Origin of the sequence: Acerihabitans sp., from assembly GCF_036398755.1 — a bacterium.
Taxonomy (GTDB): Bacteria; Pseudomonadota; Gammaproteobacteria; order Enterobacterales; family Enterobacteriaceae; genus Acerihabitans.
Genome location: NZ_DASWOM010000140.1, coordinates 14,150 through 39,412 on the forward strand (window position 1 = coordinate 14,150; position 25,263 = coordinate 39,412).

General features: G+C 61.9%; 24 protein-coding genes. 10 read left to right on the forward strand and 14 right to left on the reverse strand.

Going from position 1 to position 25,263, the window contains the following annotated elements; all coding sequences use genetic code 11:
- Positions 1-87: 87 nt before the first annotated feature.
- The 12 genes from treA to VGC33_RS22570 all read right to left on the reverse strand — a co-directional run bounded on the left by treA (position 88) and on the right by VGC33_RS22570 (position 13,132).
- Positions 88-1,764, reverse strand: a complete 1,677-nt coding sequence (gene treA / locus VGC33_RS22515; RefSeq protein ID WP_331122996.1) for an alpha,alpha-trehalase TreA — start codon at positions 1,762-1,764, stop codon at positions 88-90.
- A gap of 303 nt (positions 1,765-2,067) precedes the next feature.
- A complete protein-coding gene (pepE, locus tag VGC33_RS22520; protein ID WP_331122997.1) occupies positions 2,068-2,775 on the reverse strand; it encodes a dipeptidase PepE in 708 nt (235 codons plus the stop codon).
- Positions 2,776-2,812: 37 nt separating this feature from the next.
- Positions 2,813-3,493: an AroM family protein gene (locus VGC33_RS22525; RefSeq protein ID WP_331122998.1), complete on the reverse strand. Its 681-nt coding sequence runs from the start codon at positions 3,491-3,493 to the stop codon at positions 2,813-2,815.
- 10 nt (positions 3,494-3,503) lie between these two features.
- Entirely contained in the window at positions 3,504-4,433 is a 930-nt protein-coding gene (locus VGC33_RS22530) for a DUF1177 domain-containing protein (RefSeq protein WP_331122999.1), read from the reverse strand.
- 67 nt (positions 4,434-4,500) lie between these two features.
- On the reverse strand, positions 4,501-6,090 hold the full coding sequence (locus tag VGC33_RS22535; RefSeq protein ID WP_331123000.1) for an OPT/YSL family transporter: 1,590 nt from the start codon (positions 6,088-6,090) through the stop codon (positions 4,501-4,503).
- A gap of 63 nt (positions 6,091-6,153) precedes the next feature.
- Entirely contained in the window at positions 6,154-6,906 is a 753-nt protein-coding gene (locus tag VGC33_RS22540; RefSeq protein ID WP_331123001.1) for an IclR family transcriptional regulator, read from the reverse strand.
- Positions 6,907-7,107: 201 nt separating this feature from the next.
- On the reverse strand, positions 7,108-8,007 hold the full coding sequence (locus tag VGC33_RS22545) for a MurR/RpiR family transcriptional regulator (protein WP_331123002.1): 900 nt from the start codon (positions 8,005-8,007) through the stop codon (positions 7,108-7,110).
- A complete protein-coding gene (locus tag VGC33_RS22550) occupies positions 8,004-9,176 on the reverse strand; it encodes a PepSY-associated TM helix domain-containing protein (RefSeq protein ID WP_331123003.1) in 1,173 nt (390 codons plus the stop codon). The genes VGC33_RS22545 and VGC33_RS22550 overlap by 4 nt, the downstream gene beginning before the upstream one ends.
- A complete protein-coding gene (locus tag VGC33_RS22555; protein ID WP_331123004.1) occupies positions 9,173-10,138 on the reverse strand; it encodes an ABC transporter substrate-binding protein in 966 nt (321 codons plus the stop codon). The genes VGC33_RS22550 and VGC33_RS22555 overlap by 4 nt, the downstream gene beginning before the upstream one ends.
- A gap of 47 nt (positions 10,139-10,185) precedes the next feature.
- Entirely contained in the window at positions 10,186-11,226 is a 1,041-nt protein-coding gene (locus VGC33_RS22560) for a FecCD family ABC transporter permease (protein ID WP_331123005.1), read from the reverse strand.
- Entirely contained in the window at positions 11,223-12,188 is a 966-nt protein-coding gene (locus tag VGC33_RS22565) for a FecCD family ABC transporter permease (RefSeq protein ID WP_331123019.1), read from the reverse strand. The genes VGC33_RS22560 and VGC33_RS22565 overlap by 4 nt, the downstream gene beginning before the upstream one ends.
- A gap of 71 nt (positions 12,189-12,259) precedes the next feature.
- Entirely contained in the window at positions 12,260-13,132 is an 873-nt protein-coding gene (locus VGC33_RS22570; RefSeq protein ID WP_331123006.1) for an ABC transporter ATP-binding protein, read from the reverse strand.
- 540 nt (positions 13,133-13,672) lie between these two features.
- On the opposite strand from VGC33_RS22570, the gene VGC33_RS22575 reads away from it, so the two are divergent.
- From VGC33_RS22575 to argE, 10 genes are all read left to right on the forward strand, one after another.
- On the forward strand, positions 13,673-15,742 hold the full coding sequence (locus VGC33_RS22575) for a TonB-dependent siderophore receptor (RefSeq protein WP_331123020.1): 2,070 nt from the start codon (positions 13,673-13,675) through the stop codon (positions 15,740-15,742).
- 263 nt (positions 15,743-16,005) lie between these two features.
- Positions 16,006-16,881, forward strand: a complete 876-nt coding sequence (locus VGC33_RS22580; RefSeq protein ID WP_331123007.1) for a MurR/RpiR family transcriptional regulator — start codon at positions 16,006-16,008, stop codon at positions 16,879-16,881.
- Between the two features lie 47 nt (positions 16,882-16,928).
- Complete coding sequence (locus VGC33_RS22585; RefSeq protein ID WP_331123008.1) at positions 16,929-17,897, forward strand: agmatinase; 969 nt, start codon at positions 16,929-16,931, stop codon at positions 17,895-17,897.
- 92 nt (positions 17,898-17,989) lie between these two features.
- Positions 17,990-18,775, forward strand: coding sequence for a transporter substrate-binding domain-containing protein (locus tag VGC33_RS22590; protein ID WP_331123009.1), 786 nt, complete (start codon positions 17,990-17,992; stop codon positions 18,773-18,775).
- A gap of 139 nt (positions 18,776-18,914) precedes the next feature.
- Entirely contained in the window at positions 18,915-20,366 is a 1,452-nt protein-coding gene (locus VGC33_RS22595) for an MmgE/PrpD family protein (protein ID WP_331123010.1), read from the forward strand.
- Entirely contained in the window at positions 20,366-21,043 is a 678-nt protein-coding gene (locus VGC33_RS22600) for an amino acid ABC transporter permease (RefSeq protein ID WP_331123011.1), read from the forward strand. Before VGC33_RS22595 ends, VGC33_RS22600 begins: the two co-directional genes overlap by 1 nt.
- Positions 21,036-21,698 carry an amino acid ABC transporter permease gene (locus VGC33_RS22605; protein ID WP_331123012.1) on the forward strand — a complete coding sequence of 221 codons (663 nt, stop codon included), beginning with the start codon at positions 21,036-21,038 and terminating at the stop codon, positions 21,696-21,698. Before VGC33_RS22600 ends, VGC33_RS22605 begins: the two co-directional genes overlap by 8 nt.
- On the forward strand, positions 21,691-22,443 hold the full coding sequence (locus tag VGC33_RS22610; protein ID WP_331123013.1) for an amino acid ABC transporter ATP-binding protein: 753 nt from the start codon (positions 21,691-21,693) through the stop codon (positions 22,441-22,443). Before VGC33_RS22605 ends, VGC33_RS22610 begins: the two co-directional genes overlap by 8 nt.
- Positions 22,444-22,585: 142 nt before the next feature.
- Positions 22,586-22,993 (forward strand): RidA family protein, encoded by a 408-nt coding sequence (locus tag VGC33_RS22615; protein ID WP_331123014.1) that lies wholly within the window; start codon positions 22,586-22,588, stop codon positions 22,991-22,993.
- 10 nt (positions 22,994-23,003) lie between these two features.
- Positions 23,004-24,152 (forward strand): acetylornithine deacetylase, encoded by a 1,149-nt coding sequence (gene argE, locus VGC33_RS22620; protein ID WP_331123015.1) that lies wholly within the window; start codon positions 23,004-23,006, stop codon positions 24,150-24,152.
- Between the two features lie 42 nt (positions 24,153-24,194).
- Here argE and VGC33_RS22625 read toward each other — a convergent pair whose 3' ends face one another.
- Positions 24,195-24,887, reverse strand: coding sequence for a cyclase family protein (locus tag VGC33_RS22625; RefSeq protein ID WP_331123016.1), 693 nt, complete (start codon positions 24,885-24,887; stop codon positions 24,195-24,197).
- Between the two features lies 1 nt (position 24,888).
- The coding region (locus VGC33_RS22630) for an MFS transporter (protein WP_331123017.1) at positions 24,889-25,263 on the reverse strand (375 nt) is incomplete at its 5' end.

Below are 25,263 nucleotides of genomic sequence, written 5' to 3' on the forward strand. Positions count from 1 at the left end.
ACCCTTCGGCCGCCGTCCGATCCGGCGTGGTGTTGATGCATGAGTTGATGCATGAAGGGAACACGCCTGACGGCGTGTTCCCTTCACTTAATGCGCCGTCTGCGGCGCCGGCGCGTGGTCTTGTTTTTTACAGCCGGCGAGGTCGCCGCAGTAGGCGTCCAGCAGCTTGAGCGTGACGCCGTTGGTCCAGCCGAACCCGTCCTGGAGCGCATATTCGCCGCCGCCGCCGCCGCCCAGGCCTTCGCCTTCAACCACATATTTCTCGACCAGCTTTTGCTGCGCGTCATACAGCTTTTGCACATTTCGTAAAAAACGGCTGCCGATCGATTGCGCCAGGGCGTCCTGGCCGTAATGATGCAATCCCTGTACCGCTACCCACTGCAATGGCGCCCAGCCGTTGGGCGCATCCCATTGCTGGCCGGTATTGACCGTGGTGGTGGTCAAACCTCCTTCTTTCAGCAACTGATCGCGCACCGCCCGGGCGGTACTGACGGCGCGCTCGCGCGGGGCTATATGCACAAACAGCGGGAATACCGTCGCGGCGGTGATCGGGCGGGTAATTGATTTTTTCCGCCAGTCATAGTCGGTGTAATAACCGTCCTGCTGGTTCCACAACACGCGGTTGATGGCGTGGCGGCGCGCGTCGGCCAGCCGCGCGTAGCGCAGCGCCTCCGTGGCGGCGTTGGCGCTTTTGCTGGCGCGGGCCAGCGTTTGCTCCAGGTGGAACAACAGGGCGTTGAGATCCACCGGGATAATGTCGGTGGTGTGTATCGTGGCGAGATCATGGGGATCGGTTAACCAGCGCGAGCTGAAGTCCCATCCGGAAGCCGCCCCGGCGCGCAGGTCGCGGTAGACCTCGGCCGCCGGGCGGTTTTTGGCTTTACCGGCGGTGGCGATATCTTCCATCCAGGATTCGGTGCGCGGCACGTCGCGTTCATCCCAGTACCGGTTGAGCAGGCCGCCGTCCTCCAGGCGCACCACGCGTTCGGCGGCGGCGCCCTTGGCCAGGCCGTCGGCGCCGCGCATCCAGTAGTCATATTCCTTTTTTAACTGCGGCAAATAGCGCGCATAGGCGGCGTCGCCCTCATGGCTTGCGAGCAGTTCCACCATAAACGAGAAAAACGGCGGCTGGGAACGGCTCAGGTAATAGCTGCGGTTGCCGTTGGGGATATGGCCGTAGGCATCGATTTCATGCGCGAAATTATCGGTCATGTTTTTTACCAGCCCCCAGTTGCCGCTTTCGGCCAGGCCCAGCATGGTGAAATAACTGTCCCAGTAATACACTTCCCGAAAGCGGCCGCCGGGCACGACATAGCTGTGCGGCAGGGGCAGCAGTGAGTCATGGGGCGCCACACTGTCGGTTTTGCGCGTCAGCACCGGCCAGAGACCATCGATATGCGCCCGCAGGGTTTGTCCGGCGGGCGGATGGTAGGGCGTGCCCGCCGTGGGCAGGATAAAGTGGGTATCGACAAAGCGCTTAAGGTCAAAACCCGTCTGGGCGCGCTGCTGCCGGTACTGGGTCAGGATTGAGGCCGGCTCCCCGCGCGGGACCGCATCGGCAAAGGTTTTCTGGTCAGGGTAAATCCTGGCCTGCTGCACTGCCTCGAACAACGGGCCAAACAGGATATCGGGCGGCTGCGGGGCGGGCGCCTGCACCAGGGTGCCGGACACCGCAGGCGCGGCCATGGCGGCGCCTGCGCCGGCGACCGCCAGTACCAGGGCCAACAGGATGTTCCTTACGTGATGGGAATAAGGCGCCGGCATGGGTATCTCCTTTTTTACACTAAGGCGCCGTCAGCGAGGGTACTGAACGCGGCGCGGGTCTGGCATGGGTATGCCTTTGAATCTGCGGGATTTGGCAATTTTAGCCGGATATCGCGCCGGCGCCGGTATCATGATCCGAAAATGGGGGCTGGCTCAAAGTATAGGCGGGATAATTCTATTTTCAGCAGCACAACTGTCTTTATCGCCGCGGGCGCGGGTCTGGCCCCGCGATTGTCCAGCGGGTCGGCTTCGGCTTGCCGGCCCCCCGTGCGGCGAGGAGCCGGCAAGCCGGAATCGGGCCGGTTATGCGCGCGCTAAGGCAAGCGGCTCGCCGCCGGGTTCAAGCGTCTGCGGATCCATGCCGGCGCGGAACAATACCGCGTCATAAGGCCCGGCCAAGCGGGTTTCGCCATGGTCCACCGTCAGCCAATCGCCTTCGGGCAGGCCGATAACCGTCATCTCCGGCCGGGCGCGCAGCAGTTCGGCCAGGCGCTGGTTGCGGGTTTCCCCCTGATGCCCGTCGGGCAGCCGGTTGGTATAATGCGGGTTTATCTGGTAGTCCACCAGCCCCAGCGCGGAAAAACCGCCCGGATCGACAATCGGCATATCATTGGTGGTGCAGATGGTGGGGCAGGCCAGATTGGCGCCGGCGCTCCAGCCGATATAGGCCGCGCCCTGACGCACGCGTTCGGCTATGGCGGCCAGCAGGCCCCGCTCACGGCAGCATTTCAGCAGGTTAAAACTATTGCCGCCGCCGACGATAATCACCTCGGCGCGGGCCACCGCGTCCACGGCATTTTCCAGCGTATGCACGCCTTCAAGCTCGATACCCAGCGGCGCCAGGGCCTGGCTTACCCGGGCGGTATACTCGTCCCAATCGACGGTTACGCCGGCAAAGGGGACGAACAGCGCCCGGCGGCGGTCTTTCAACAGCGCGCGCATCGGTTCGATGGCATGGGCCAGATAGCCATGGCCGGTGAGCACTGAATTACTCAGTAATAGCAGTTCCATCTTTTCACTCCTTAATAAACCATCATGGCGACAGACGTTACAGCAGGGCGGCCAGCAGGCGGGCCAACAAGGCGTTCGATAATACCACCGGCAGGCCGGTGGCTTCACGCACTATGCTGCGATGCCGTTCGGTATAGCCCATGCAGTCCATGACAATCACCTCGGCGGCCTGCGCCTTCAGTTCCAGCGCGGCGGCGGTGAGCTGTTGCGGCGTGCTGTTGTAGGGCGACGCGGCGGCATAGACCGGCGCGCGCGCCAGGGCGCGCCATTTGGCGCCTTCGCTGGCCATTTGCCCGGGCAGCGGCACCAGGATGCCGACCTGGCGCCCGTTGGTAAGCGACGTCACCACCGGCGGCACCAGCAGATCGGGTTCCAGCAGCCACGCGCGTTCGCACGCCAGGCCGTGGAATTCACCGGTGCATAATAGCGCTATGGTCCGGCAGCCCAGTTGCTCAAGCTCGTTCAATTTAGCCTGAACCGCCGCGCGCACCGCGGTTTTACCCATGATGACGGCGCTGCCGTCCAGCAGCCGGGTGGTCAGCACCGCTTCACCGGGCAGGACCGGAAAGCGCCGGGCGATAGTGGCGTTATCCAGGCCGTCCAGTACTCCCAGATGGATGCATTCGACGTCCGCGGGCAGATGTTCGGCCAGGATCGGGGTAATATCGGCGCGCGGCGCCTGGCCGATGGTCAGGGTACCCAGTAAGGTTGCGGGCATAAGCACCTCCTTATTGACGTTGTTGTAAATGGGCCAGGGAACCATAGAGTTCCAGCAGACGGTCGTATTCGGTGTGATCGTAGAAACTACAGGTGCCGCGGGTAAACTCCTTGGCCACTTCCACCACGAACTTGGCGGCGGCGGCGATATCGGTTTCCTGGCTGGCGCCGGTGCCGCAGCCGGGCACCGCGCTTTGCGCGCAAATGGCCACGCCCACCACCGGCGCCCCGGTGGCGATCGACGGCTGCAGGATGCTGTTCAAATGGAAGACGCCGTTGCCGTAAGGCGTAATATCCTGGGTGGTGATGGGAAATGTCACCGGCAGTTGTCCGCTGGTCATTTCCATAATGCGCAGCAGATCTTCCGCGACGCGCAGGATATAGCCCTGCTTCACGGTGGGCGACAGGGCAAATCCTTTATGGTTGATGATTCGATTGCCTTTGGTGGTGTCGATGGACAGCACCGCGTCCATTTCCGGCAGCACTTCCTGAGCGTTCATATCCTCGGTTTCCACCGGCGAATCCATGAAATCCACCGGCTCATGGGGCCGGGTCGGCGCGTCGGGGCAAATATGGGTGGTAACGATCACATCGCCGGGCAGGCTGTCGCCCTGGGTCTGCATATGCGCAAGCTTAACGGCGGCGGCGATGGCGGCCACGGCGCCGTCGGCGTCCGATACCAGGCCGATGCGGGTCGGGCGCGCGCCGATGCCGCCCAAGCGTCCGACAATGCCAAGCGTCGGCGCCGAGCCGCCGCCGCGTTTACCCTGGGTGCCGGGGATGCATACTTTGACGAAATCGGTTTTGCCTTTCGGACCGCGGATTTCGGTAATCTCGACCCGCGCCGCCGGATAGTCGGCCAGCAGGCGCGCCACGGTCTGTCCGCTGGCAAAGGCGGAATCGAACGCTTCAAATACGTGCAGGGTCTGTAATAAAGTCATAAATATCTCTCAAATAAAGGTCAGTATCAACCGGGTGCCGGGAACGCCTCGGCACCGGGAATCCGTGTTATTTACCGCTCTTGCCGGCAAACACCGAATTAAAAAAGCTGAACAGGGCATCGCCGGCAATCAGCCCGGCGGCAAACACTTCCAGTTGATGGCGGCGCTGTTCACCGCCCAGGCGCAGCACCACCAGGCGTATCGCAATGCCTATCAGTACCGCCCAGCCGGCCAGCGGATTGGCGATCAGCAGGCCGGTGGCGAGCAAAACCCCCAGCTGGCGCGAGGAGCCGCCAATCCATTGGATAAGCGCCCCCGGCACCGCCCAGATCAGCAGGGATTTGGCGATATCCGGGGATACGCCGGCCTGGATGGTGGCGGCGTACACTTTCGCCACCGGCGGCACCAGCCCGTTTTCGAAGTAGCCCTGGTAACTGAAGTACACCACCGGTATGGCGATAACAAAGGCAATGAGGGCGGCGAACAGCTGTTGGCGGCGGCCCTCCAGCTCGAAGGCGATGTCTTCGTTATTGCCGCGCAGGATAAACCCGGCCTTTAAATCGTATCCCATATCGGCGAACGCCGGCCCGGTGGCCACCGAAAAACCGCACAGCATCACCAGCGCCACCGGCGGAAACCCAATCATTATGCCGATGATCAGGGTGATAAGCGCCACGGCAAAGGCCGGGAACCAGCCGGAATGCATGGCCGCCAGGCCGACTATCAGCTCATGGATAAAGGCGGCGAACGCGGCGTAGAGGATAAAAGCCGCTAACATGCCCAGCGACATCCCGGTGTACAGCCCGCCGCCGAGCGCAATCAGCGCGGCAATCAGGATATACCCCACCGCCCCCAATCCGAGTGAGCCGAGGATATGGCGGCGATCGGCATCCGCCGCGCTCAGCGCATCGGCACTGGACGCGGCGCGGTCGATTTTTTTACCGCGGATCATGGCGATCACCTGGCACAGCGCCACCAGTCCGGCGCCGATCATCATGCCGTGGGGGATATAGTTTTTATTAATATCGAAGCCGGTCAGCGGCACGCTGTAACCGCGCAGCAGCAGGCCGATGCCGAACATCGACAGCGCCCAGATATTGCCGATAAACGCGGTGCCCAGCGCCGCCATGGGAAATTTAAACCAGGAGCCGACGGCGCCAATCAGCAGGCCCGCGCCGAGAATGCCCGCCTGTTGCCCGCCCTGGTCGCCGGCCTTGATGGATTCCGCCGCCGCGACCCCCGGCGGCCAGGCGCCGGTGGCCGGAAATACCGTGGTGTTGAACATGCGGTAGAGCAGATAACCGTCCAGCAGCATGGCCAGCGAAACGCCGATGAACATCGGCAGTACCAGGTCAGGACGGCCAAAAATATAAGGAACGCCGATCGGCAGCAGCAGGCTGTTGGCCGCGCCGAACGTAGCGGACGAAATGGCGCTCTGCGCCAGGTTCTGGATATGAATGGAGCGAAAACGTTTAAACAGCTGTAGCGGCACCCGGGCAATGATCATCGCCACCAGCGCGCCGATAATCGAGGTATTGGGCGTGACGCCAAGGGTGGTCAACAGCTGGATGCCGATAACCGCGCCAAAAATACTTAGTAGCGTAAGAAACAGCAGGGTACCTGGATTAAAACTGCTTGGATGCTGACGATGTGACATAAACCACTCCTGAAAAAAAAGCTGAAAACCGCGAGATATGCTGATAAGTCACGCGCTCGACGGCTAACGAAACCAATAGGGGTCGCCGACCTTTTTGCCGATTTGCGCCGCCGCCGCGCACAGTAGCCGGGAAAGACGCTGGATTTCCGCGTCGTCCGCCATTGAGGACGGAAACGTCAGGCAAAACGCCACGGTTTCGCCGCTGTGCGGGTCGCCCACGGCGCAGCTTACCGACGCCGCGCCGGCCACCGCTTCGTTAACCGCCGATGCCCAATGGCAGCGGCGCACCACCGCCAGCCGGTCCATCAGCTGGGTAAAATGCATCGGCAGATCGTTGGCGGGCGACAAAACGGCGCGAAACTGGGCGTTTAGCTGGGTATCCGGCAACCGCGCCAGCAGCGCGCGGCCGGTGGAGGTGCCCCAGGCCGGCGAGCGGGATCCGGCGTTGCGGATCACCCGCAGCGCATGCAAGCCCGGTAACACGCGCAGCACCAGCACATCGTTGCCGTCCAGCACCGACAGGTAACCGGTGTGCCCGGTTGATGCGCACAGTTCGCGCAGCGCCTGCTCGATAAGATCGGTCAATGAGGAGTTGCGCCGTACCAGATGGGTCACTTCCAGCAGCATCAGGCCGGGCTGGTAGGCGAGCGAGCTGGCGTCACGCTCTAAAAAGCCCGCTTCGGCCAGTTGCTTGAGCACGCGGGAGGCGGTGCTTTTGGGAAATTGCAAATGTTCGACCAGGTCGGTCACCGTCACGCCGCGTTTCAGGCTGCTCATCAGGCGTAAAATCGCGGCGGTGCTGTTCAGAATGCTCATCGTTATCTCATAAAATGGAACTCGGTCCCGTTATATAAGATAAGCAAAGGCCGTGCCAGCAGCGCGATTATTTTATGTGTTTGATAAATAATATTAATTTTACTAAAGTATGGATTGCGACGCGGGAGAGTCGGCACGTCATTGCACTATAGTGAGGCGATTGCACTTATTAAGTGCAATACGGCGGCGCAACGAGGGGTGTTATCCACGGGATCGGCCCCCCTCCCTTAACGAGTGATACAAACCCTGGACCCGGTCCATGGATCGCAGTGATACCTGCGGCGCCGCCGAGGCCAGCGACAGGATAATCATTTCCAGGCACACCAGTACCGTACCGTGCAGCGGCACTTTACCGCCTTCGCCGCCCCGTGGCACCAGGATGACGGTATGCGCCTCGCGGGCAAACTGCGAACCGCCCGCCCAGGTCAGCAGTATTGTCGGCACACCCAGGCGCTTGGCTTCGCGCAGCGTGGCAAGCCCTTCGCGGTGCGCCTTATTTTGCGCCATCATGATCAGCACATCGCCGCGTTTCATGCCGATCAGCTGCTCCGCCAGCGCCATGCCGGTGCGGTTCAGCGCATAGGCGGGCGTGCCGATGCGGTTGAACAGGCGTGCGGCATATTCGGCCAGCAGGCTGGAGGCGCCGATACCAAAAATGCCGACCTGGCCGGCCCCCGTCAATAGCTCCACGGCCCGCGCCATGGCCAGGCGGTTATCCTGTTCACCCAGGACGTCACAACCGCGCCGGTGCCCCGCGATGACAAAATCAATACTCGAATCGATATCATGGGACAGCGTCCTTACCGTCGTGGTGAGCTTTTGCGCCGAGGTGAACGTGGGGCCTTGAAGGTTTTCCAGCGTGCGTTTTAAATCCCTCAGGCCGGCGAACCCCAGCGCCTGGATGGCGCGCACCACCGTGGCGTCCGAGGTGTGCGTGGCGGCGGCGATTTCCAGCGCGGTATGGTCCATTATCACCTGGCGGTGCTGGTTGATATAGCTGGCCACGGCGTGCAGGCCCGGCGATAACAGATGCTCGCGGTTGCGAAAACGATCGCCGAAAACATCGGCCGGTATTTTTTGAAAAGGGGCTTTAGTGCTCATAACGCTGCCTTCTTTGCTGATGTGCGTCTGCGGTACAGCAGCAGGCCGGTGATAAAAAACACCGGCACGCCTGCGCTGGCCAGGGCAAACACTATCCGTCCCGCCAGGCCGAAGGCCATGCCGGTGTGGATGGGATCCATATTATTTATTATCCGGTCGCCCGGTCGCAGGGCGGCGTAGGGCGTAAAGCGCACCACCGTCAGACCGTGGCCGTTCAGGGTGATTTCGTCGGCCGCGCGGTCATGGGCGGCCTGCCGCGGCACTATGCGGATACGAATGTTTTTCGCCGGCGGCGGGAAAAAAATCACCGCCGACTGGAAGGCTCCGCCATGGCGGAGCCGGGCTAGCCGCCACGCCGCGTCCCAATCCACCGGAGGAGCCACCGGCGCGGCGGCGATGTTTTTCGCCTCCCCAGGGCCTTGGCCGCCGCGCGGGGCGTCCGCCAGCAGCCAGGTCAACCCCTGGCGGTAGCTGTCATAAGACCACCACAGGCCGGAGCCGGCGAGCGCCAGGTAGACCACCACCAGCCAGGTGCCTAACACCCGGTGCAGCATGCGGTAAAGGTCTTTGCCGCGCAGGCGCAAATCCGGCCGCAGCCAGTGCCTAAGCGCGCGGGTCCCCTGGCTGAAGCGCAAATACAGTCCCGATAGCGCAAAAAAAACCAGGCCCAGCGCGCTTGCGCCGGTAAGGGCATGGCCGATGCCGTCTTTAGCGGCCCCCGGCGTTAAATAGCGGTGCAGGTTGCGCACCGTCTCGAAAAACGCGGCGCCCGTGGCCTCGCCCCGCAATTGCCCGTTATAGGGATCGATCAATATCCTCTGGTTGCGTCCGCCCGCCTTGCGTAAAAAAGCGGCCGTCCAGGCGCGGTCCGGCGCGTGCTCAATCTGTAGCGACAGCAGCGTTGCGCCCGGCCTTTGCCGCGTCACCCTGTCGATAAGCTCGTCCAGCGCCAGCGGGGCGGCGGTTGCCGGCGCCGTCACGCTGGCCTGCGGGCTGAGCGCGAGCATGATCTCGTCCTCAAAACTCATCACGGCGCCGCTTAAACCCATAAACGACAGGAACGCGCCCAGGATAAGTCCAAGCCAGCAGTGCAGTTGAAAGAGAACGCGCGGCGCCAACGCGCCTGGCGCACTGACCGGCGCCGCCGGCGCGCTTGCGGGCGCCGTCATGGTTTAGGCGCGGGCAGCGGGCGGCCCGACAGGTGGGATTGCACCAGGGAGACCATCAGGTTAAGCGAGGCAAAGGAATTGGAAATGGTCTCCTCGCGCGGCAGCACGATGTAACGTCCTTCCCGGCAGGCCTTGAGAAAGTCGCAGTAGCGCGGCATCACTTTATTCATGTCGTCTATTTCATCCTGCGGTTTGCCGCCCGCGTCGGAGCGGTAGGTATCGAAAATAAAGTCGGCGTCCAGCTCGGGCAGACGTTCGGCGCTGACATCCATTCTGTCGCCCTCGGGCACGTTCTCGATGAGGGGCGGAAAGCGGAACCCGGCGTCGCGCAGCACCCGTCCCAGGGCGCGATAAGTATGATGTACGGTAATCTTTCCTTTATTGGCCTGCACCACCGAGACGGTAATGCCCCCTGTGTCGATGACCTGCCGCAGTTGGTTAAGTTGTTGTTGATAACGGTTTTCCAGGATGGCGAGCCTGGGCCCGCTGCCGGTGAGATCGGCCAGCCTGGCGTAAATACGCGGCGCGCCGCCGATCAGGTGATCGATGCTTACCGTCGGCGCGATTTTTTCCAGCTGTTCAACCGGCACGTTGCGGCTCGGCTCGGTAATGATCAGGTCCGGTTTGGCGGCCACGATGGCCTCGATATCGATATCGGCGGTGCCGATAAAGGCTATCGGCGCGTTATCGAAATCAACGCCGGTCAGGATGCCGCTCGAGCGCAGATAGTGCGAGCCGTCGGGGCGGGTGCGGCCGTGGCTGGCTATCGGCGGCACGCCGAGCTCGATCAGCGGAATGGTGATGTCCAGATCGTGCAGCGACACGATGCGCCGGGGATGCAGCGGCACCCGGACCGAGCGGCCCAGATCGTCTTTGAATATCCGGGATTGCGGCGCGTCGGCGGCCTGGGCCGGCAGCCGGGTGGCCAGTATGACCAGAAACAGGAAGAGCACCTTGCGCATATCTGCTATCTCTCAATAAGGTTATGGCCGGACATCGGAACCGGACATTACAATTGGTCGCGGCGACGCCACAACAACAGTAAAAAAAACGGGCCGCCGATCAGCGCCATCACGATGCCCGCCGGGATTTGCAGGGGCGCCAGCGCCAGCCGGCCCACATTGTCGGCGACCAGGACCAACAGGGCGCCGAGCAGGGCGCTGCCGCTGAGCAATGACACCTGTCCGCCGCGCAGCGCGAAGCGGGTCATGTGCGGGGCGATTAAACCGACAAATCCCAGGCTGCCGACGCAGGCGACGCAGACCGCGGTCATCAGCACCGGGGCGGCAAAGCGCAGCCGCGCCAACGCGCGCAGCCGCACGCCCAGGCCGGTGGCGGCCTCGTCGCCCAGCAGGGCCGCATCCGACGCCCGGGCGGTGGCGTACAGCGCGACACCGCCCGCCAGCCCCCAGAACGCCGTAATGCCGAGCAGGCTCCAGGTGGCCGCGTGCAGGCTGCCCGCCAGCCATACCAGGGCGGTCTGCACATCGCGAATATCGGCGGTGGTGATAAATACCCCGATAGCCGCCGAAAACGCCCAGGAAACGCCGATGCCCACCAGGATAAAACGCGGGCGCGAAACGTCGCGCGCCAGGCATATAACCAGCGCCGCCGCCAGCAGGCCGCCGGCCATGCCCGCCACCGGCCGCCATATCAGGCCGAGGGAGGGAAAGGCGATGATAAGCGTCAGCACCACTGCGCTGGTGCCTTCCTTGACGCCGATAAGTCCGGGGTCCGCCAGGCCATTGCGGGTAATGGACTGCATCGCCGCCCCGGCCATGCCGAGCATGGCTCCGCACAGCAGTCCCATCAGCATGCGCGGCAGGCGAATATCCCAGACGATAAACTGCTGCTGTGCCGCGCCCTCTCCGGGATACAGCAGCATGCGCAGGATGGCGGCCCCGGGCACCGGCAGGCTGCCCCGGGTGACGCCCACCGTGGCCGCCAGCAGCACGCAGGCCGTTAGCAGCGCGCACAGCATTAGCGCGGCTGGACGCAGCAGCAGCGACAGCGGTCCCAGCCGCAGGGGATAAAACATCCTGGTTTTCATGTAAAGCGCCTCGCGGCGATGGCGATAAATACCGGCGCGCCGAACAGCGCGGTCATGACGCCGGTGGCCAGCTCGCGCGGCGCAATCAACGTGCGGGCGGCGATATCCGCCGCCAGCAGCAGCACCGCGCCGCCGACGGCGGAAAGGGGGATAACCTGGCGGATATCGTCGGTAACCCAGCGCCGAATGATATGCGGCACCACCAGACCGATAAAGCCAATGGGGCCGGCGACCGATACCGCCGCGCCGCACAGCAGCGCCGTGGCGGCCAGTCCCAGCAGGCGGGTACTGGCGATATTGACCCCAAGTCCGGCGGCGGCGCTGTCTCCCAACGCGAGAATATTCAGCCGTGGCGAGATAATCAGCGCCAGCAGCGCGCCGGCAAGCGCCGGTACCAGCGCGCCAAGCAGGGTGGGAAAATTCAGCCCGGCCAGGTCGCCGGCAAGCCACAGGCGCAGCGCCAGCAGCGTTTGCTCGTCCAGGATCAGGATGGCGGCGGTTACCGAGGAGGCGAACGCGGACAACGCCACGCCGCACAAGGTCACCTTCAGCGGCGTCAGGCCGCCGCGTCCCGCGCAGGATAGCGCCATCACCAGGGTAAACAGCGCCGCCGCGCCGACGGCGGCGACCAGCGGGCGGGCCGCCGGGATGCCGGTCCAGGACGCGCCAAGCGCCGACATCGCCACCACCGCCAGGGCGGCGCCGGCGTTCAGACCAAGAATATGGGGTTCGCCAAGGGGGTTGCGGATAACGGATTGCAGCAGCGCCCCGGCCATGCCCAGCGCCGCTCCGGCCAGCATAGCGGCGAGCAGGCGCACCAGCCGCAGTTCAACGATGACCTTATGATCAAAATTATGCGCGTCATAAAACACCAGGGCGTGAATCAGGTCGGCGGGCCCGATATAACGCGCGCCGAGGCCGAGATGGATAAGCGCGCCGCCAGACAGCAGCAGCAGGCCCATGGTCAGGGACAGACCGAAGCGCGCGGCGCGTTTTTTTCCGCGCGCGGGCGCGCGGGCGTCGATATGCAGGCTCATGGCAGGCAGGTGTCGCGGGCGCGAAAGGGCATGAAAAAAGGCTTCCGCGTCAGCCGGTTCACCGACATTTGCACCTCAACGTCAAAGACGTCTTTAATCAGCGCCGGAGTGCATAATGCGCTGTCCGCCACCACGCTTCGGAGCCGGCCCTGTTTAAGGAACAGCAGGGTATCGGCATAGTTGACCGCGAAATTAAGATCATGCAGCACCACCACCACCGTGCGGCCATGGTGCCGGGTCAGGTCACGCAGCAGCTCAAGGATATCCACCTGGTAACGCAGATCAAGAAACGTGGTCGGTTCGTCGAGCAGGATGATTTCCGTTTCCTGCGCCAGCGCCATGGCAATCCAACAGCGCTGGCGCTGGCCGCCGGACAGGCTGTCCACCGGCTGGTGCGCGAAGTCCAGAGTGTCGGTCAGGCGCAGCGCGTCGTTCACCGCGCGCTCATCCGCCGCCGACCATTGGCGCAGCAGCGTCTGATGGGGAAAACGACCGCGTGATACCAGTTCAAACACCGTCAGGCCTTCCGGCAGGCGCGGCGACTGCGGCAGGATGCCCAGCCGGCGGGCCACAGCCTTGGTAGGCATGTGGTGGATGGCCTTGCCGTCCAGCAGCACCTGGCCGCCGGCGGGGCGCAACATCCTGGCGATGGTGGCCAGCAGGGTGGATTTTCCCGAGCCGTTGGCGCCGGCCAGCACGGTCATTTTGCCCGCCGGAATGGTCAGGGTGATGTTCTCCACTATCAACGCGCCGCCATAACCCGCCGAGATATCCTCCAGGGCGAGTCCTGTGTGTGGCGTTTGCCCCTTTACCGCCGGCGCCACGGCAGGTAATGACGGCGGCTGACCCGCGCCCAGGTTATGTGGCATTGACTGCTCCCGCGTTGGATCCATTGACGAAAGTCACACTATCGGTGAACATACGCGACCAATAATACAAATAACTCTCATTCGTTTTCGTAATGATGCGCATAACTACTGTAGTAGTCAAGTCTAATGCCGCCACTACAGCAGCGAAAACCGGCGGCGGGGCGAGGGCGGCCAAATCGTGGGCGCAATGCCATAAATCTGTTTTATATCAACTTATTAAAGCTAATTATTGGCACATATGCCCTAGGGGTATCGTGCGTAATATCACCATGCGTTTTTATTTCAGCCGGCGTTTACTACTACAGCATGTCATGTTTGAATGATAATGAGTTTCAAATGCATTCTCATATAATCACTATAAAATGGGGCCGCCAAGCCGCGCCGTCCCGAGCAATCAACATATGCCGTTCATGTCGGCCGAACAGGCGATGATAGTTACGCAGGATAGGGAAAATGACCGAATTAAAAAAAACGTCTCCGGGAAATAATGACCGCGTTGCCTGTTGCCTGTGTCTTGCCGGCACACTGCTTGCATCCGGTATGGCGATGGCGGCGGCGGCGGGCGGCGACGCGGGGGATTCCATCACCGTGACCGGCGACGCGCCGGGGTTTGCCGATAACGCCACCCTTGGCTACCAGCCGCTGAGTTCCTCCACCGCCACGCTTACGGATATGCCGCTACTGGATATTCCGCAGGCGGTGAATACCGTGACCGGGCAAGCGATTATCGATCAGCACGCCACCTCGCTGGATGAGGTGCTGTATAACGTCAGCAATATCGCGCAAACCAACACCCTTGGCGGCACTCAGGATTCTTTTTCCCGCCGGGGTTTTGGCGATAACCGCGATGGCTCGATCTTGACCAATGGCCTGAAAACCGTCCAGCCACGCAGCTTTAACGCCGCCACGTCCAGGGTGGAAGTGTTGAAGGGACCCAGTTCCACGCTGTACGGCATCCTTGACCCGGGCGGGCTGATTAACGTGATAACCAAACGGCCGCAGACGACGTTTGCCGGTTCGGTATCCGCCACCGGCACCAGCTTCGGCGGCGGCAACGGCACGCTGGATCTTACCGGGCCGATAGAAGACACGCGCTTTGCCTATCGCCTAATCGGCGAATATCAGCATGAGGATTACTGGCGTAACTATGGCACCGCCAAAAGCACGTTTTTTTCACCGTCCCTGAGTTACTATGGCGATAACGCCACGGTCAACGTCTATTATTCGCACCGCGATTATAAAACCCCTTTTGATCGCGGCACCATATTTGATTTAACCACTAAGCGCGCCATTGATATCGACCGCAAAACGCGCCTGGACGAGCCGTTTAATATTACCGACGGTTATTCCGACGTGGCGCAGTTCAATATGGAATACCAGCTCAATAATGCCTGGAAAGCCAAGTTTGATTATGGCTTCAGCCAGGATAAATATACCGATAACCAGGCGCGGGTCATGGCCTATGACGCCACCACCGGCAATGTCACGCGCCGCGTCGACGCAACCAACGGCTCGACCCAGCAGATGCACGCCACCCGCGCCGATTTGCAGGGCAATGTCGACATCGGTGGGTTTTATAACGAAATCCTCACCGGCGTGGCCTATGAAAACTATGATTTGCTGCGCACGGATATGATCCGCTGCAAGAACGTGCGGGATTTCAATATTTATAACCCGGCCTACGGCGTTGCCTCCACATGCAAAAGCGTCAGCGCGTCGGACAGCGATCAGCGCATCCGGCAGGAAAGCTATTCCGGCTACGCGCAGGATTCGTTGTACCTGACCGATAAATGGATTGCCGTGGCCGCCATGCGCTATATGTATTTCACCGAATATGCCGGCAAGGGCCGTCCATTCAACGTCAACACCGACAGCAGCGACAGTAAGTGGGTGCCCAAGTTCGGCCTGGTGTACAAAGCCACCGAACAGGTGTCGTTTTACGGTAATGTCGCGCGCTCGGTGGTGCCGCAGTATTCCATCGCCAACCACATCGGCAGCCTGCCGCCGGAAACCTCGACGGCCTATGAAGTCGGCGCAAAATTCGAGCTGTTTAACGGCGTGACGTCCACTATCGCCCTGTTTGATATCGACAAACGCAACGTGCTGTACAACGAGCAGATTGGCGACGACACCTATGCGCGCACGGCGGGCAAAGTGCGTTCTCGCGGGGTGGAAATGGATCTTGCCGGCGCCCTGACCGATAACATCAACCTGATCGCCAGCTACGGTTACACCGACGCCAAAATACTCGACGATCCCGATTATGCCGGCAAACCTTTGGTTAACGTGCCGCGCCATACCGGTTCGCTGTTTTTGACCTATGATGTCGGCGCCATCATCGGCGGCAACGATCTGACCCTTGGCGGCGGGGCGCGCGGCGTGAGTAAGCGGTCGGGCACCAGCGGCGCCGATTACTACCTGCCGGGGTATATCGTGGCGGATGCGTTTGCCGCCTATCATATCAAGGCCGATCATCCGGTCACCCTGCAGGTCAACCTGAAAAACCTGTTCGACAAAACCTATTATACCTCCTCCATCGGCACCAATAATCTGGCCAATCAGCTAGGCGAGCCGTTCCAGGTGCAGTTTACCGTGAAGGTCGACCTCTGACGCACCACAATGAGGCGCCACTGCGTTAAGATCGTGCGGCGCGGCGGACGGGCTTTACCGTCCCGCCGCCGCTTTGCGCAGCGCGGTGAATTTATTTTGCCGCAATAATGAATCAATTGAATCATCCCGTCGAACCTCTCCCCGTTCATGCCTCCTAAAACCTAAAATTCCCGTGATTAAAATGAATCAAATGAATCATCGGCACTATTTTTTGGCATATCTGTTGCAATTATGATTGAGACGATTTTACCAGGGACCGCTCCATGGACCAGCAAACGCTTTGTCAGGCCATTAAGGCCCAGTATGAATCACTGCCGAAACAGGTGCGGCAGGCGGCCAGTTTTGTGCTGGATAACCCGCAGGAGGTGGCGGTGATGTCCATGCGCGAACAGGCAAGGCTGGCGGGGATCCCGCCCTCCACCATGACGCGCCTGGCAAAGCGCCTTGGACTCACCGGTTATGACGATATCCGCGCCATTTTTGTCAATGCGGTGCGCGCCAAGGGTTATGAATACGGTTCACGGGTGCCGGCGCTGGTGGAAATGAAACAGAAGGTAGGGGAAACCTCCCTGTTGCTGGATTTGGCCAATACCACCACCGACCATATCCAGGCATTGTGCCGGGACGACAACCTGGCCGCCATGGTGCGCGCCGCCGAAATTCTCTCCGGGGCGCGGAATATTTACTGTCTCGGCCTGCGTTCGTCGTTTCCGGTGGCGTTCCATTTTTGCCACGTGGCGTCCTATTTCAAGAATAACGTGCATTTGGTTGAAGGGGCGGGGGAGAGCGGCATCATGGCGCTGATGCGCAGCATGGGGCCGAAGGACGCCCTGCTGGTGTGCAGCCTGTCGCCTTATTCCAGGCGCACGGTGGCGCTGACCCGCTACTTGTCCCAGCAGAAAGTGAAAATCGTCGCCCTCAGCGACAACGCCAGCTCGCCGGTGGCGCGCCTGGCCTGCGAAGCCATCCTGGTGAAAAAAAAGACCGCGTCTTTTTTCGATACCCTGACGCCGGCGTTTATGGTGAGCGAACTGCTGGTGGCGTTGATGGCGGCCACCTCGAAGGTGGATGTCCGCGCGCTGGTCAGCCAGACCGAAGAAAAATTGTGGGCAATGGGCGAATGGTGGAGCGTGGATTAACCCGCCGCCGTGACGCAAGATTTTGACAACAAGTACAGGACATTAAGATGACCAGTTATAAGCCAGAATTGACCACCGCGCCGAAACACGGCCATAAAAGCCTGCTGTATTCTGACGTGGTAAGCGACCTGAATACCCTGGAATCGGTGGATATCGCCGTGTTGGGCATTCCCTACGGTTCGCCGTACTCCATCGATGAGGTGACCAACGATCAGACCAACGCCCCTACCGCGGTGCGCCAGGCCACCGATCGCGCCGTTCGCAGCATCGAGCGTTATGATTTCGATATCGGCGGCCCGTTGATGGACAACCAGCCGATCCATATGGTGGACTGCGGCGATATCGCCGCCGACCCGCGCCATCTGGGCGGCCATTATGACGCCGCCGAGGCGGTGGTGCGCAAAATCATCTCCCTTGGCGGCATGCCGCTGGTGATTGGCGGCGATCATGGTATTCCGATTCCGGTACTGCGCGCGCTCGACACCTTGGGGCCTATCACCCTGGTGCATATCGATTCGCATCTGGACTGGCGCCAGGAGGTGAACGGCGTGACCGACGGTTATTCCAGCCCGATACGCCGCGCGTCGGAAATGGCGCATATCGGCGAGATTTTCCAGATTGGCCTGCGCGCCAACGGATCCGCCCGCCAGGAGGAAGTGGATGCCGCGCTGGCCTACGGCGCGCACCTGATTACCGCCCATGAACTGCACGACGAGGGCGCGCAGTCGGTGCTCGACCGTATCCCCGATGGCGGTAATTACTACATTACCCTGGATGCCGACGGGATCGATCCTACCATCATGCCTGCCGTTAACGGCCCGGCGCTGGGCGGCGTGACCTATAGCGAGGCGCGAAAAATCATCCACGGCCTGGTGAAAAAGGGCCGCGTGGTGGGCATGGATATCGTCGAGATCACGCCGAAAAAAGATTTAAACGGCATTACCGCCATTACCGCCTGCCGTTTCTTTGTCAACCTGATCGGCATGGCGGTCAGGGCGGGGTATTTCAAGAAATAAACCGGTTGCCGTCGCCGTTGGCATTACCGGCGGCGGCCCGGACATTCCGCCTGGATCCTTGATCCGTTTTTCGACTACACAGGATAACCGTTATGAAAAGACATGCCGTGATAACGCTATTGGTGGGCGCTATGGCCGCCTGCACCATGATGACCGCCAGCGCCGCCAATGTGCTCGACAACATCATCAGCCAGAAAACGCTGCGCGTGGCGGTGCCGGTGGACTATCCGCCTTATGGCTACGTGGGTGGCGATATGGTGCCGCAGGGCCTGGATATCGACGTGGCCAACCTGTTGGGCCAGAAGCTTGGCGCCAAGGTCGTCCTGGTGCCGGTCACCGGACCGAACCGGGTACCTTATCTGCAAACCGGCAAAGCGGACATGACTATCTCGTCGCTGGGCAAAACCGCGGAACGGGCCAAGGTCATCGACTACAGCATCGCCTACGCGCCGTTTTTTGACGCGGTATTTGGCGGCGAAAAAACTCCGGCGGCCAGCTTTGGCGAGCTTACCGGCAAAACCGTCTCCGTCACCCGTGGCTCGATGCAGGACGAAGAGCTGACCCGTCTGGCGCCCGGCGCGGAGATCAAACGCTTCGAGGATAATAACAGCACCATTTCCGCATTCCTGTCCGGCCAGACGCAGCTGGTGGCCATCGGCACCACGGTCGCCGGGGCGATGAAACAAAAGCACCCGCAGCTGGATTTGCACCTTAAGGTGATCCTGTCCAACGCGCCATGTTACGTCGGGCTGCCGAAAGACCAGCCGGAACTGGTGGCCAAGGTGAATGAGATCCTGCGCGCCGCCAAGGCCGATGGATCCCTGGACAAGATTTCGCAAAAATGGCTGGGCGCGCCGGCGGGCGACCTGCCGGAATAAAACCGGGCGGCGGCGCGCGGCATGCGACGGGCCAATGCGCATGCGCAGCCGAGGGTGATGATAACCCGCGCGCCAGGTCATGAGCGGAATGAATGGTGATGACGATAAGTGAACCAGGGTACGGGCGGAGTTGATGACGATGACAAGTAAGCCACGGCGGCAAGGGCCGGAGGATAACGGCCCGGTCAGGCAAGTGCCGGCGCAAGCGGCAATCGGCGGCACCCGACGTCTGGCGGACTGGCTGGTGGCCCTGGCGCCCGGGGATATTCCCGCGGCGGTGAACCATGTGGCGCTGCGCTGCCTGGTGGACACCCTGGGCGTGATGCTGGCGGGTGCCGCCACCCCGGTCGCCGGCATTGCCCGGCGAGTCACGGCGCTTACCGCGGCCGACGGCGGCGCGGCGGTGGCGGGGGTGGCCGGGCGTTACGCGGCGCCATCGGCCGCGTTTGCCAACGGCGTGGCCGCTCACGCCCTCGATTTTGACGATAACTGTTATGCCGGTTTTGTCCATGGTTCGGCGGTGATCGTACCGGCGGCCCTGGCGGTGGCGCAGGCGCGACATGCCGGGGGCGAGGCGCTGCTGACGGCGCTGGTGGCCGGGGCGGAATGCCAGTACCGCATCGGCATGGCGCTGGGGCGCACCCTTTACGATCGCGGCTGGTGGACCACCGGCGTGCTGGGCGCAATCGGCGCCTGCGCGGCGACGGCCAAACTGCTGGCGCTGGATGTCGATGCCACCGTCCATGCGCTGGGGCTGGCCATAAGCGGCACCGGCGGCATGAAATGCGCCTTTGGCAGCGACGCCAAACCCCTGCTGGCGGGCCGCGCCGCTGAAAGCGGCGTCATGGCGGCGCTGCTGGCGGAACAGGGCGCGCGCGGCCCCGCCAATGCGCTGGAGCATGATTACGGATTGGCGGCGCTGACCAACGACGGCGTGCTCGACGCCGGTTGGCTGACGCCCGCGCAGGGGAACTGGTGCCTGTTGGCGCCGGGCGTGGATGTTAAACGCATCCCTGTCTGCCTCTCTTCCCATGCGGCGGTGGACGGCGTGTTGGATCTTATGGCGCGCCACGGCCTGCCTGCGGATCAGATAGCCGGCATCGCCTGCGATGTGCCGCCGGTGGTGGTGGCGAACCTGATTTATCCACATCCGCGCACCGCCCAGGAGGGGCAGTTCAGCCTGCCGTTCGCCATCGCGGCGTCGCTGATGTTCGGCGAACTGGCCCTGGATCACCTGGACGACCGGTTAATGACGGATAAAACCCTGGTTGCCCTGATGGCTAAGGTCACCATGGACAGCGGTCCGCGCTGGGCCGACCCCGGCCTCGCGACGGTCGCGCCGGAGGGGGCCGGCGTGACCATCATCCTGCGCGACGGCACGCGGTTCACCACCTTTGTGGCCAAGGCGGCGGGCAGCGCCGCCCGTCCGCTGGATGACCGGGCCTTGGGCGATAAATTCATGCGCTGCGCCGTTCGCGTCCTGGCGCCTGAACAGGCCGGGCAACTACTGGCGACCCTGTGGCGGCTGTGGACGCTGCCCGACGTGGCTTTCCTCACCCTGTCCGACCCGACACCGAAGGAGTATGGGTAATGGTTTTTGATTTTTCCTCGGTACTGGAACAATGGCCGCTATTGCTTCGCGGCGCGCTGGTCACGCTTGCCATGACGCTGGTCTCCACGCTGTTGGGACTGCTGCTGGGTATCGCCTGCGGCTGGGCGCGGGCCAATGGCGCCGCCTGGCTGCGTTTTACGGTCGGCGGGTATATTGAGCTGGTACGCAATACCCCTTATATCGTGCAGCTGTTTTTTATATTTTTCGGCCTGCCCTCCCTGGGATTGCATATGACGGCCATCTCCGCCAGCGTAGTGTCGCTGGTGCTGAACCTCGGCGCCTATGCGGCCGAGATCACCCGCGCCGGCATCGCGACTACCGCGCGCAGCCAGATCGAGGCGGCGCAAAGCCTGGCGCTGGACCGCTGGCAGATTTTTTCCCGCGTGGTGCTGCCGCCCGCGCTGTCCCGCGTCTGGCCGTCGCTGATAAGCCAGGTGATAATCATCATGCTGGGCTCGGCGGTATGCAGCCAGATTTCCACCGAGGAGCTGTCGTTCAGCGCCAACCTGATTGCCAGCCGTTCCTTTCGCAATTTTGAATCCTTTATTATCGCCGCGATGATTTACCTGGCGCTGGCGGTAATGGTGCGCCAGTTCCTCGGCTGGTTCGGGCCGCGCTTTATCTTTGGGCCGGCGCTGGGGAAAAATCATGAGTGATTTCTCTTTATGGGATATTTACCGCAACCTGCTGTTGGCGCTGCGCTGGACCGTCGGGCTGTCGGCCATCGCCTTTATCGGCGGCGGCATCGTCGGCGCCATCCTGCTGGTGCTTCGGCTGTCGCACCGGCGCTGGCTGCGGCTGCTGGTGATCCTCTACGTGAATGTGTTCCAGGGCACGCCGCTGCTGATGCAGCTTTTCCTGACCTACTTCGGCCTGGCGCTGTTCGGCGTCGACACGACGCCGCTGTTTGCCGCCAGCCTGTGCCTGACCCTTTACGCCAGCGCCTACCTGACCGAAATCTGGCGCGGCAGCGTGGAGAGTATTCCGCGCCAGCAATGGGAGGCGTCCGCCAGCCTGGCGCTGTCGTTCGGCGAGCAGCTGCGCTACGTTATCCTGCCGCAGTCGCTGCGGGTGGCGTTGGCGCCGACGGTGGGGTTCCTGGTGCAGGCGGTCAAGGCTACCGCCCTGGCGTCGGTGATTGGTTTTGTCGAGCTGACCCGGTCGGGGCAAATCATTTCCAACGCCACCTTTGCGCCTTTCCTGGTCTACGGCAGCGTCGCGGCGCTGTACTTCATCCTGTGCTTTCCGCTGTCATGGTGGAGCCGGCATTTAGAAAAGCAACTCACCCAGGGAGCCGACAGGCATGACTGATATTACTGCTGATAAAAACGCCTTCGCGGTGGTCGATATTCAAGGCCTGCATAAGCGCTTTGGCGATAACGAGGTGCTCAAGGGCATTAATTTGCAGATTAAACGCCAGGAAGTGGTATGTATCCTCGGCAAGAGCGGCTCGGGTAAAAGCACGCTGCTGCGCTGCATCAATGGCCTGGAAAGTTTTGAGGAAGGCACCCTGACGGTGGACGGACAGGCTATCCGGCAGCATGACCCGGCCGCCATGCGCGAGCTGCGCCAGAACGTCGGCATGATTTTCCAGAGCTTTAACCTGTTCCCGCATCTGACGGTGGGCAAAAACGTGATGCTGGCGCCGACCCTGGTGAAAAAAATGCCGCGCGAACAGGCGGAACGCACGGCGCGCGCTTTGCTACAGCGCGTCGGCCTGGAGGAGAAATTCGCCACCTGGCCCGGCAATCTTTCCGGCGGCCAGCAGCAGCGGGTGGCGATTGCCCGCTCGCTGGCGATGAACCCGGAGGTGCTGCTGTGCGACGAAATCACCTCCGCCCTCGACCCCGAACTGGTGGGTGAGGTATTGCAGGTGATCGAGGGCCTCGCCACCGAGGGCATGACCATTATCATGGTCACCCATGAAATGGGCTTCGCGCGCAAGGTCGCCGACCGCATCGTGTTTATGCATCAGGGCCGGGTCCATGAAATGGGTACGCCCGTGGACATTTTCGATCATCCGCAAACCGCCGAATTAAAGCAGTTCCTGGCCTGAACCGGCGGCCAAGCCAATGAACACGCCAGGACGCGTCCTGGCGCCTGACACACCGCCGGCCGGAGCGTATCCGGGCGGCAATCCGTACCCGGCCGGGACGATTCCCGGCGGTTAACCCTAAACGTCTTTGGAGAGCAGCGTCATGAGCCATACCCGTATTCGTCCGTTTAATACCAAGGAAACCTACCCCGAACAGAATCTGGATAACGATTTGTGCCAGGCGGTGGTGGCCGGCAACATGGTGTTCCTGCGCGGCCAGATAGGCCAGGATCTGGACACCCGCGAGTCGGTTGGCAAGGGCGACGTGGCCGCGCAGACCGAGCAGGCCATGCACAATATCGCCATGCTGCTGGAAGAGGCGGGCAGTAAGCTGGAGGATATCTGTAAAATCACCGTCTACCTGACCGATGTGCGTTACCGCGAAACGGTTTACACGATCATGGGCCGCTGGCTGAAAGGCGTATTCCCGGTATCCACCGGCCTGATGATTACCTCGCTGGCGCGTCCGGAGTGGTGGGTGGAAATCGACGTTATCGCGGTCAAATCTTAAGGAGACGCCATTGAGCGACGCCATAGAACTGCTGTCGGCCCTGGTGGCGTTTCCGACGCTGAGCCGCCAGTCCAATCTGGCTCTGATCGATTTTGCCGAATCCTATCTGGCCGGCTACGGTATTACGTCCCGCCGTGTCTACAGCGCCGACGGCGAACGCGCCAATCTGTACGCCACCATCGGCCCCGGCGACCGGGGCGGCATTTGCCTGTCCGGTCATTCCGATGTGGTGCCGGCGCAGGGGCAGCCCTGGCACAGCGATCCTTTTGTCCTCACCCGGCGCGACGAGCGTTTGTATGGCCGCGGCAGCGCCGATATGAAGGGCTACCTGGCCTGCGTGCTGGCGATGGTGCCGCGGTTTATCCAGGCGACCCGCGCCGCCGATGCCCGTCCGGTGCATATCGCCATCAGCTATGACGAGGAGATTGGCTGCGTCGGCGTGCGGGGTTTGCTTGCGCAGCTCGCGCGCGACCAGGCGCGGCCAACCGGATGCATCATCGGAGAGCCGACCCTGATGCGCCTCGCCACCGCCCATAAGGGCAAAAGCGCCTGGCGCTGCAAGGTACAGGGCCAAGCGGCGCATTCATCGCAAAATCATTTGGGCGTCAACGCCATCGACTATGCCGCCGAGCTGGTGCTGTTTTTACGCAACCAGGGACGCCTGTGGCGCCATGACGATAACGACGCCCGTTACGATCCGCCCTGGTCGACGGTGCAGGTGGGCACCATCCACGGCGGCAGCGCGGTCAATGTGGTGCCCGACAGCTGTGAGTTCGATTTTGAAATTCGCCCGCTGCCGCATACCCATCATCATCTGCTGGCAAGCCGGCTGGATGATTTCGCCCGCGGGCTACTGCCCGAAATGCGCCAGGTGGCGGGCGGGGCGGATATCCGGCTGGAACAACAGTCGGAATATCCCGGCCTGCGCGACGACGGGTCGCTTGATGACCTGAAGCGCCACTGCGCCGGCGCGCTGGGGCAGGCATCGTTTGACTCGCTCGCGTTCGGCACCGAGGCGGGGTTGTTCCAGCTGGCGGGTATTCCAACCGTAGTCTGCGGCCCGGGTTCCATTACCCAGGCCCACCAGGCCGACGAGTACGTGACGGTCGAACAGCTGGAACTTTGCCAGGCATTCCTGGGTAAGGTGGTGGGCTGCTGAACCGGCTGGGGAGACGAGATCTCCCGGCGGCCAGGGAAGGTCTCACACCAGGGCAACGGCCCGGATGGGCGAGGCCGAACCACCTTTGATGCGCAATGGCAGGGCAAGAAAAATAAAGCTGTCCGGCAGGTTCCCCAGGTTGGCGAGATTTTCAATAATCAACGCGCCCGCGCCCAGTACGATTTGGTGGGACGGATAGCTGGAATTGGCATAGGCATCCAATGACATGGCATCCGTGCCAATGGCGTTGACGCCCTTGTCGATTAAATAGCGCGCGCCTTCCCCGGACAGTCCGGGCCAGTCGGCGATAAACGCCTGATGGTGCGGACGGTTGCGCCATTTTTGGTCATAGCCGGTGCGGAATATCACGATATCGCCGGCCCGGATCTCCCCGTGCCGCGCCTCCCAGTCCCGGATCGTGGCCAACGTAATCTCCTGATTAAGCTCAAGAAAGGAAACGTCAATCCGGATCCCCCGGCCCAACAGGCGTTTAGGGGAAATCGCCTCTATGGTCTTGCCGTCGGCGATAAAATGGGCGGGCGCGTCCACATGGGTGCCGCAGTGATCGCCCATATGCAGCAGGGTATTGTAGCTGCCGTCGCCGCCGGCGATGGTTTCCTCGATGCTTATATGGAACTTGGGATGGGTCGGCCAGACCGGCATCAGTTCCTCATAGAGATGGCTCAGTTCGATTATATCTTTATCTAGCAACATGTCCGTCAGGTCAGTATTCATGTTAAGCCTTCCTTACGTTTACCGTTTCTTTGATCATGAACAGCGGAATGCAGGAGAGCAGCAGCACGCCGACTATCACCATATAGTGCACGTCAAAGCCAAACCGGTGGATAATCCATCCGGCGGTGGGCGCCACCAGGATGCCGGCGATGCCGACGGCCAGGCCGATCATCAATCCCATGCTGGAGGCCGCCGCCTTGGGCGCGGAATCAATCAGCAGCGCGTAGGCCACCGGATAAGGCGAATTGCGGAACAGTCCCCAGAAAATAAGGATCGCCCAGCCGACGGTGGAAGAGGTGATAAACATGCACAGCGCCGCCGCCAGGATCCAGCCCAGGATAATGACGCACAGCGAGATTTTCCTGCCCTTGATATC

Bases quoted from the DNA above. Each gene is read 5' to 3' on its own strand.
- VGC33_RS22625 (WP_331123016.1), bottom strand. From the start codon at position 24,887: ATGAATACTGACCTGACGGACATGTTGCTAGATAAAGATATAATCGAA.
- VGC33_RS22570 (WP_331123006.1), bottom strand. From the start codon at position 13,132: ATGCCACATAACCTGGGCGCGGGTCAGCCGCCGTCATTACCTGCCGTG.
- VGC33_RS22540 (WP_331123001.1), bottom strand. From the start codon at position 6,906: ATGAGCATTCTGAACAGCACCGCCGCGATTTTACGCCTGATGAGCAGC.
- pepE (WP_331122997.1), bottom strand. From the start codon at position 2,775: ATGGAACTGCTATTACTGAGTAATTCAGTGCTCACCGGCCATGGCTAT.
- VGC33_RS22575 (WP_331123020.1), top strand. From the start codon at position 13,673: ATGGCGATGGCGGCGGCGGCGGGCGGCGACGCGGGGGATTCCATCACC.
- VGC33_RS22590 (WP_331123009.1), top strand. From the start codon at position 17,990: ATGAAAAGACATGCCGTGATAACGCTATTGGTGGGCGCTATGGCCGCC.
- VGC33_RS22580 (WP_331123007.1), top strand. From the start codon at position 16,006: ATGGACCAGCAAACGCTTTGTCAGGCCATTAAGGCCCAGTATGAATCA.
- VGC33_RS22600 (WP_331123011.1), top strand. From the start codon at position 20,366: ATGGTTTTTGATTTTTCCTCGGTACTGGAACAATGGCCGCTATTGCTT.
- VGC33_RS22530 (WP_331122999.1), bottom strand. From the start codon at position 4,433: ATGACTTTATTACAGACCCTGCACGTATTTGAAGCGTTCGATTCCGCC.
- VGC33_RS22545 (WP_331123002.1), bottom strand. From the start codon at position 8,007: ATGAGCACTAAAGCCCCTTTTCAAAAAATACCGGCCGATGTTTTCGGC.
- VGC33_RS22560 (WP_331123005.1), bottom strand. From the start codon at position 11,226: ATGAAAACCAGGATGTTTTATCCCCTGCGGCTGGGACCGCTGTCGCTG.
- VGC33_RS22605 (WP_331123012.1), top strand. From the start codon at position 21,036: ATGAGTGATTTCTCTTTATGGGATATTTACCGCAACCTGCTGTTGGCG.
- VGC33_RS22525 (WP_331122998.1), bottom strand. From the start codon at position 3,493: ATGCCCGCAACCTTACTGGGTACCCTGACCATCGGCCAGGCGCCGCGC.
- VGC33_RS22565 (WP_331123019.1), bottom strand. From the start codon at position 12,188: ATGGGCCTGCTGCTGCTGTCTGGCGGCGCGCTTATCCATCTCGGCCTC.
- treA (WP_331122996.1), bottom strand. From the start codon at position 1,764: ATGCCGGCGCCTTATTCCCATCACGTAAGGAACATCCTGTTGGCCCTG.
- VGC33_RS22585 (WP_331123008.1), top strand. From the start codon at position 16,929: ATGACCAGTTATAAGCCAGAATTGACCACCGCGCCGAAACACGGCCAT.
- VGC33_RS22555 (WP_331123004.1), bottom strand. From the start codon at position 10,138: ATGCGCAAGGTGCTCTTCCTGTTTCTGGTCATACTGGCCACCCGGCTG.
- VGC33_RS22615 (WP_331123014.1), top strand. From the start codon at position 22,586: ATGAGCCATACCCGTATTCGTCCGTTTAATACCAAGGAAACCTACCCC.
- VGC33_RS22610 (WP_331123013.1), top strand. From the start codon at position 21,691: ATGACTGATATTACTGCTGATAAAAACGCCTTCGCGGTGGTCGATATT.
- VGC33_RS22595 (WP_331123010.1), top strand. From the start codon at position 18,915: ATGACAAGTAAGCCACGGCGGCAAGGGCCGGAGGATAACGGCCCGGTC.
- VGC33_RS22550 (WP_331123003.1), bottom strand. From the start codon at position 9,176: ATGACGGCGCCCGCAAGCGCGCCGGCGGCGCCGGTCAGTGCGCCAGGC.
- VGC33_RS22535 (WP_331123000.1), bottom strand. From the start codon at position 6,090: ATGTCACATCGTCAGCATCCAAGCAGTTTTAATCCAGGTACCCTGCTG.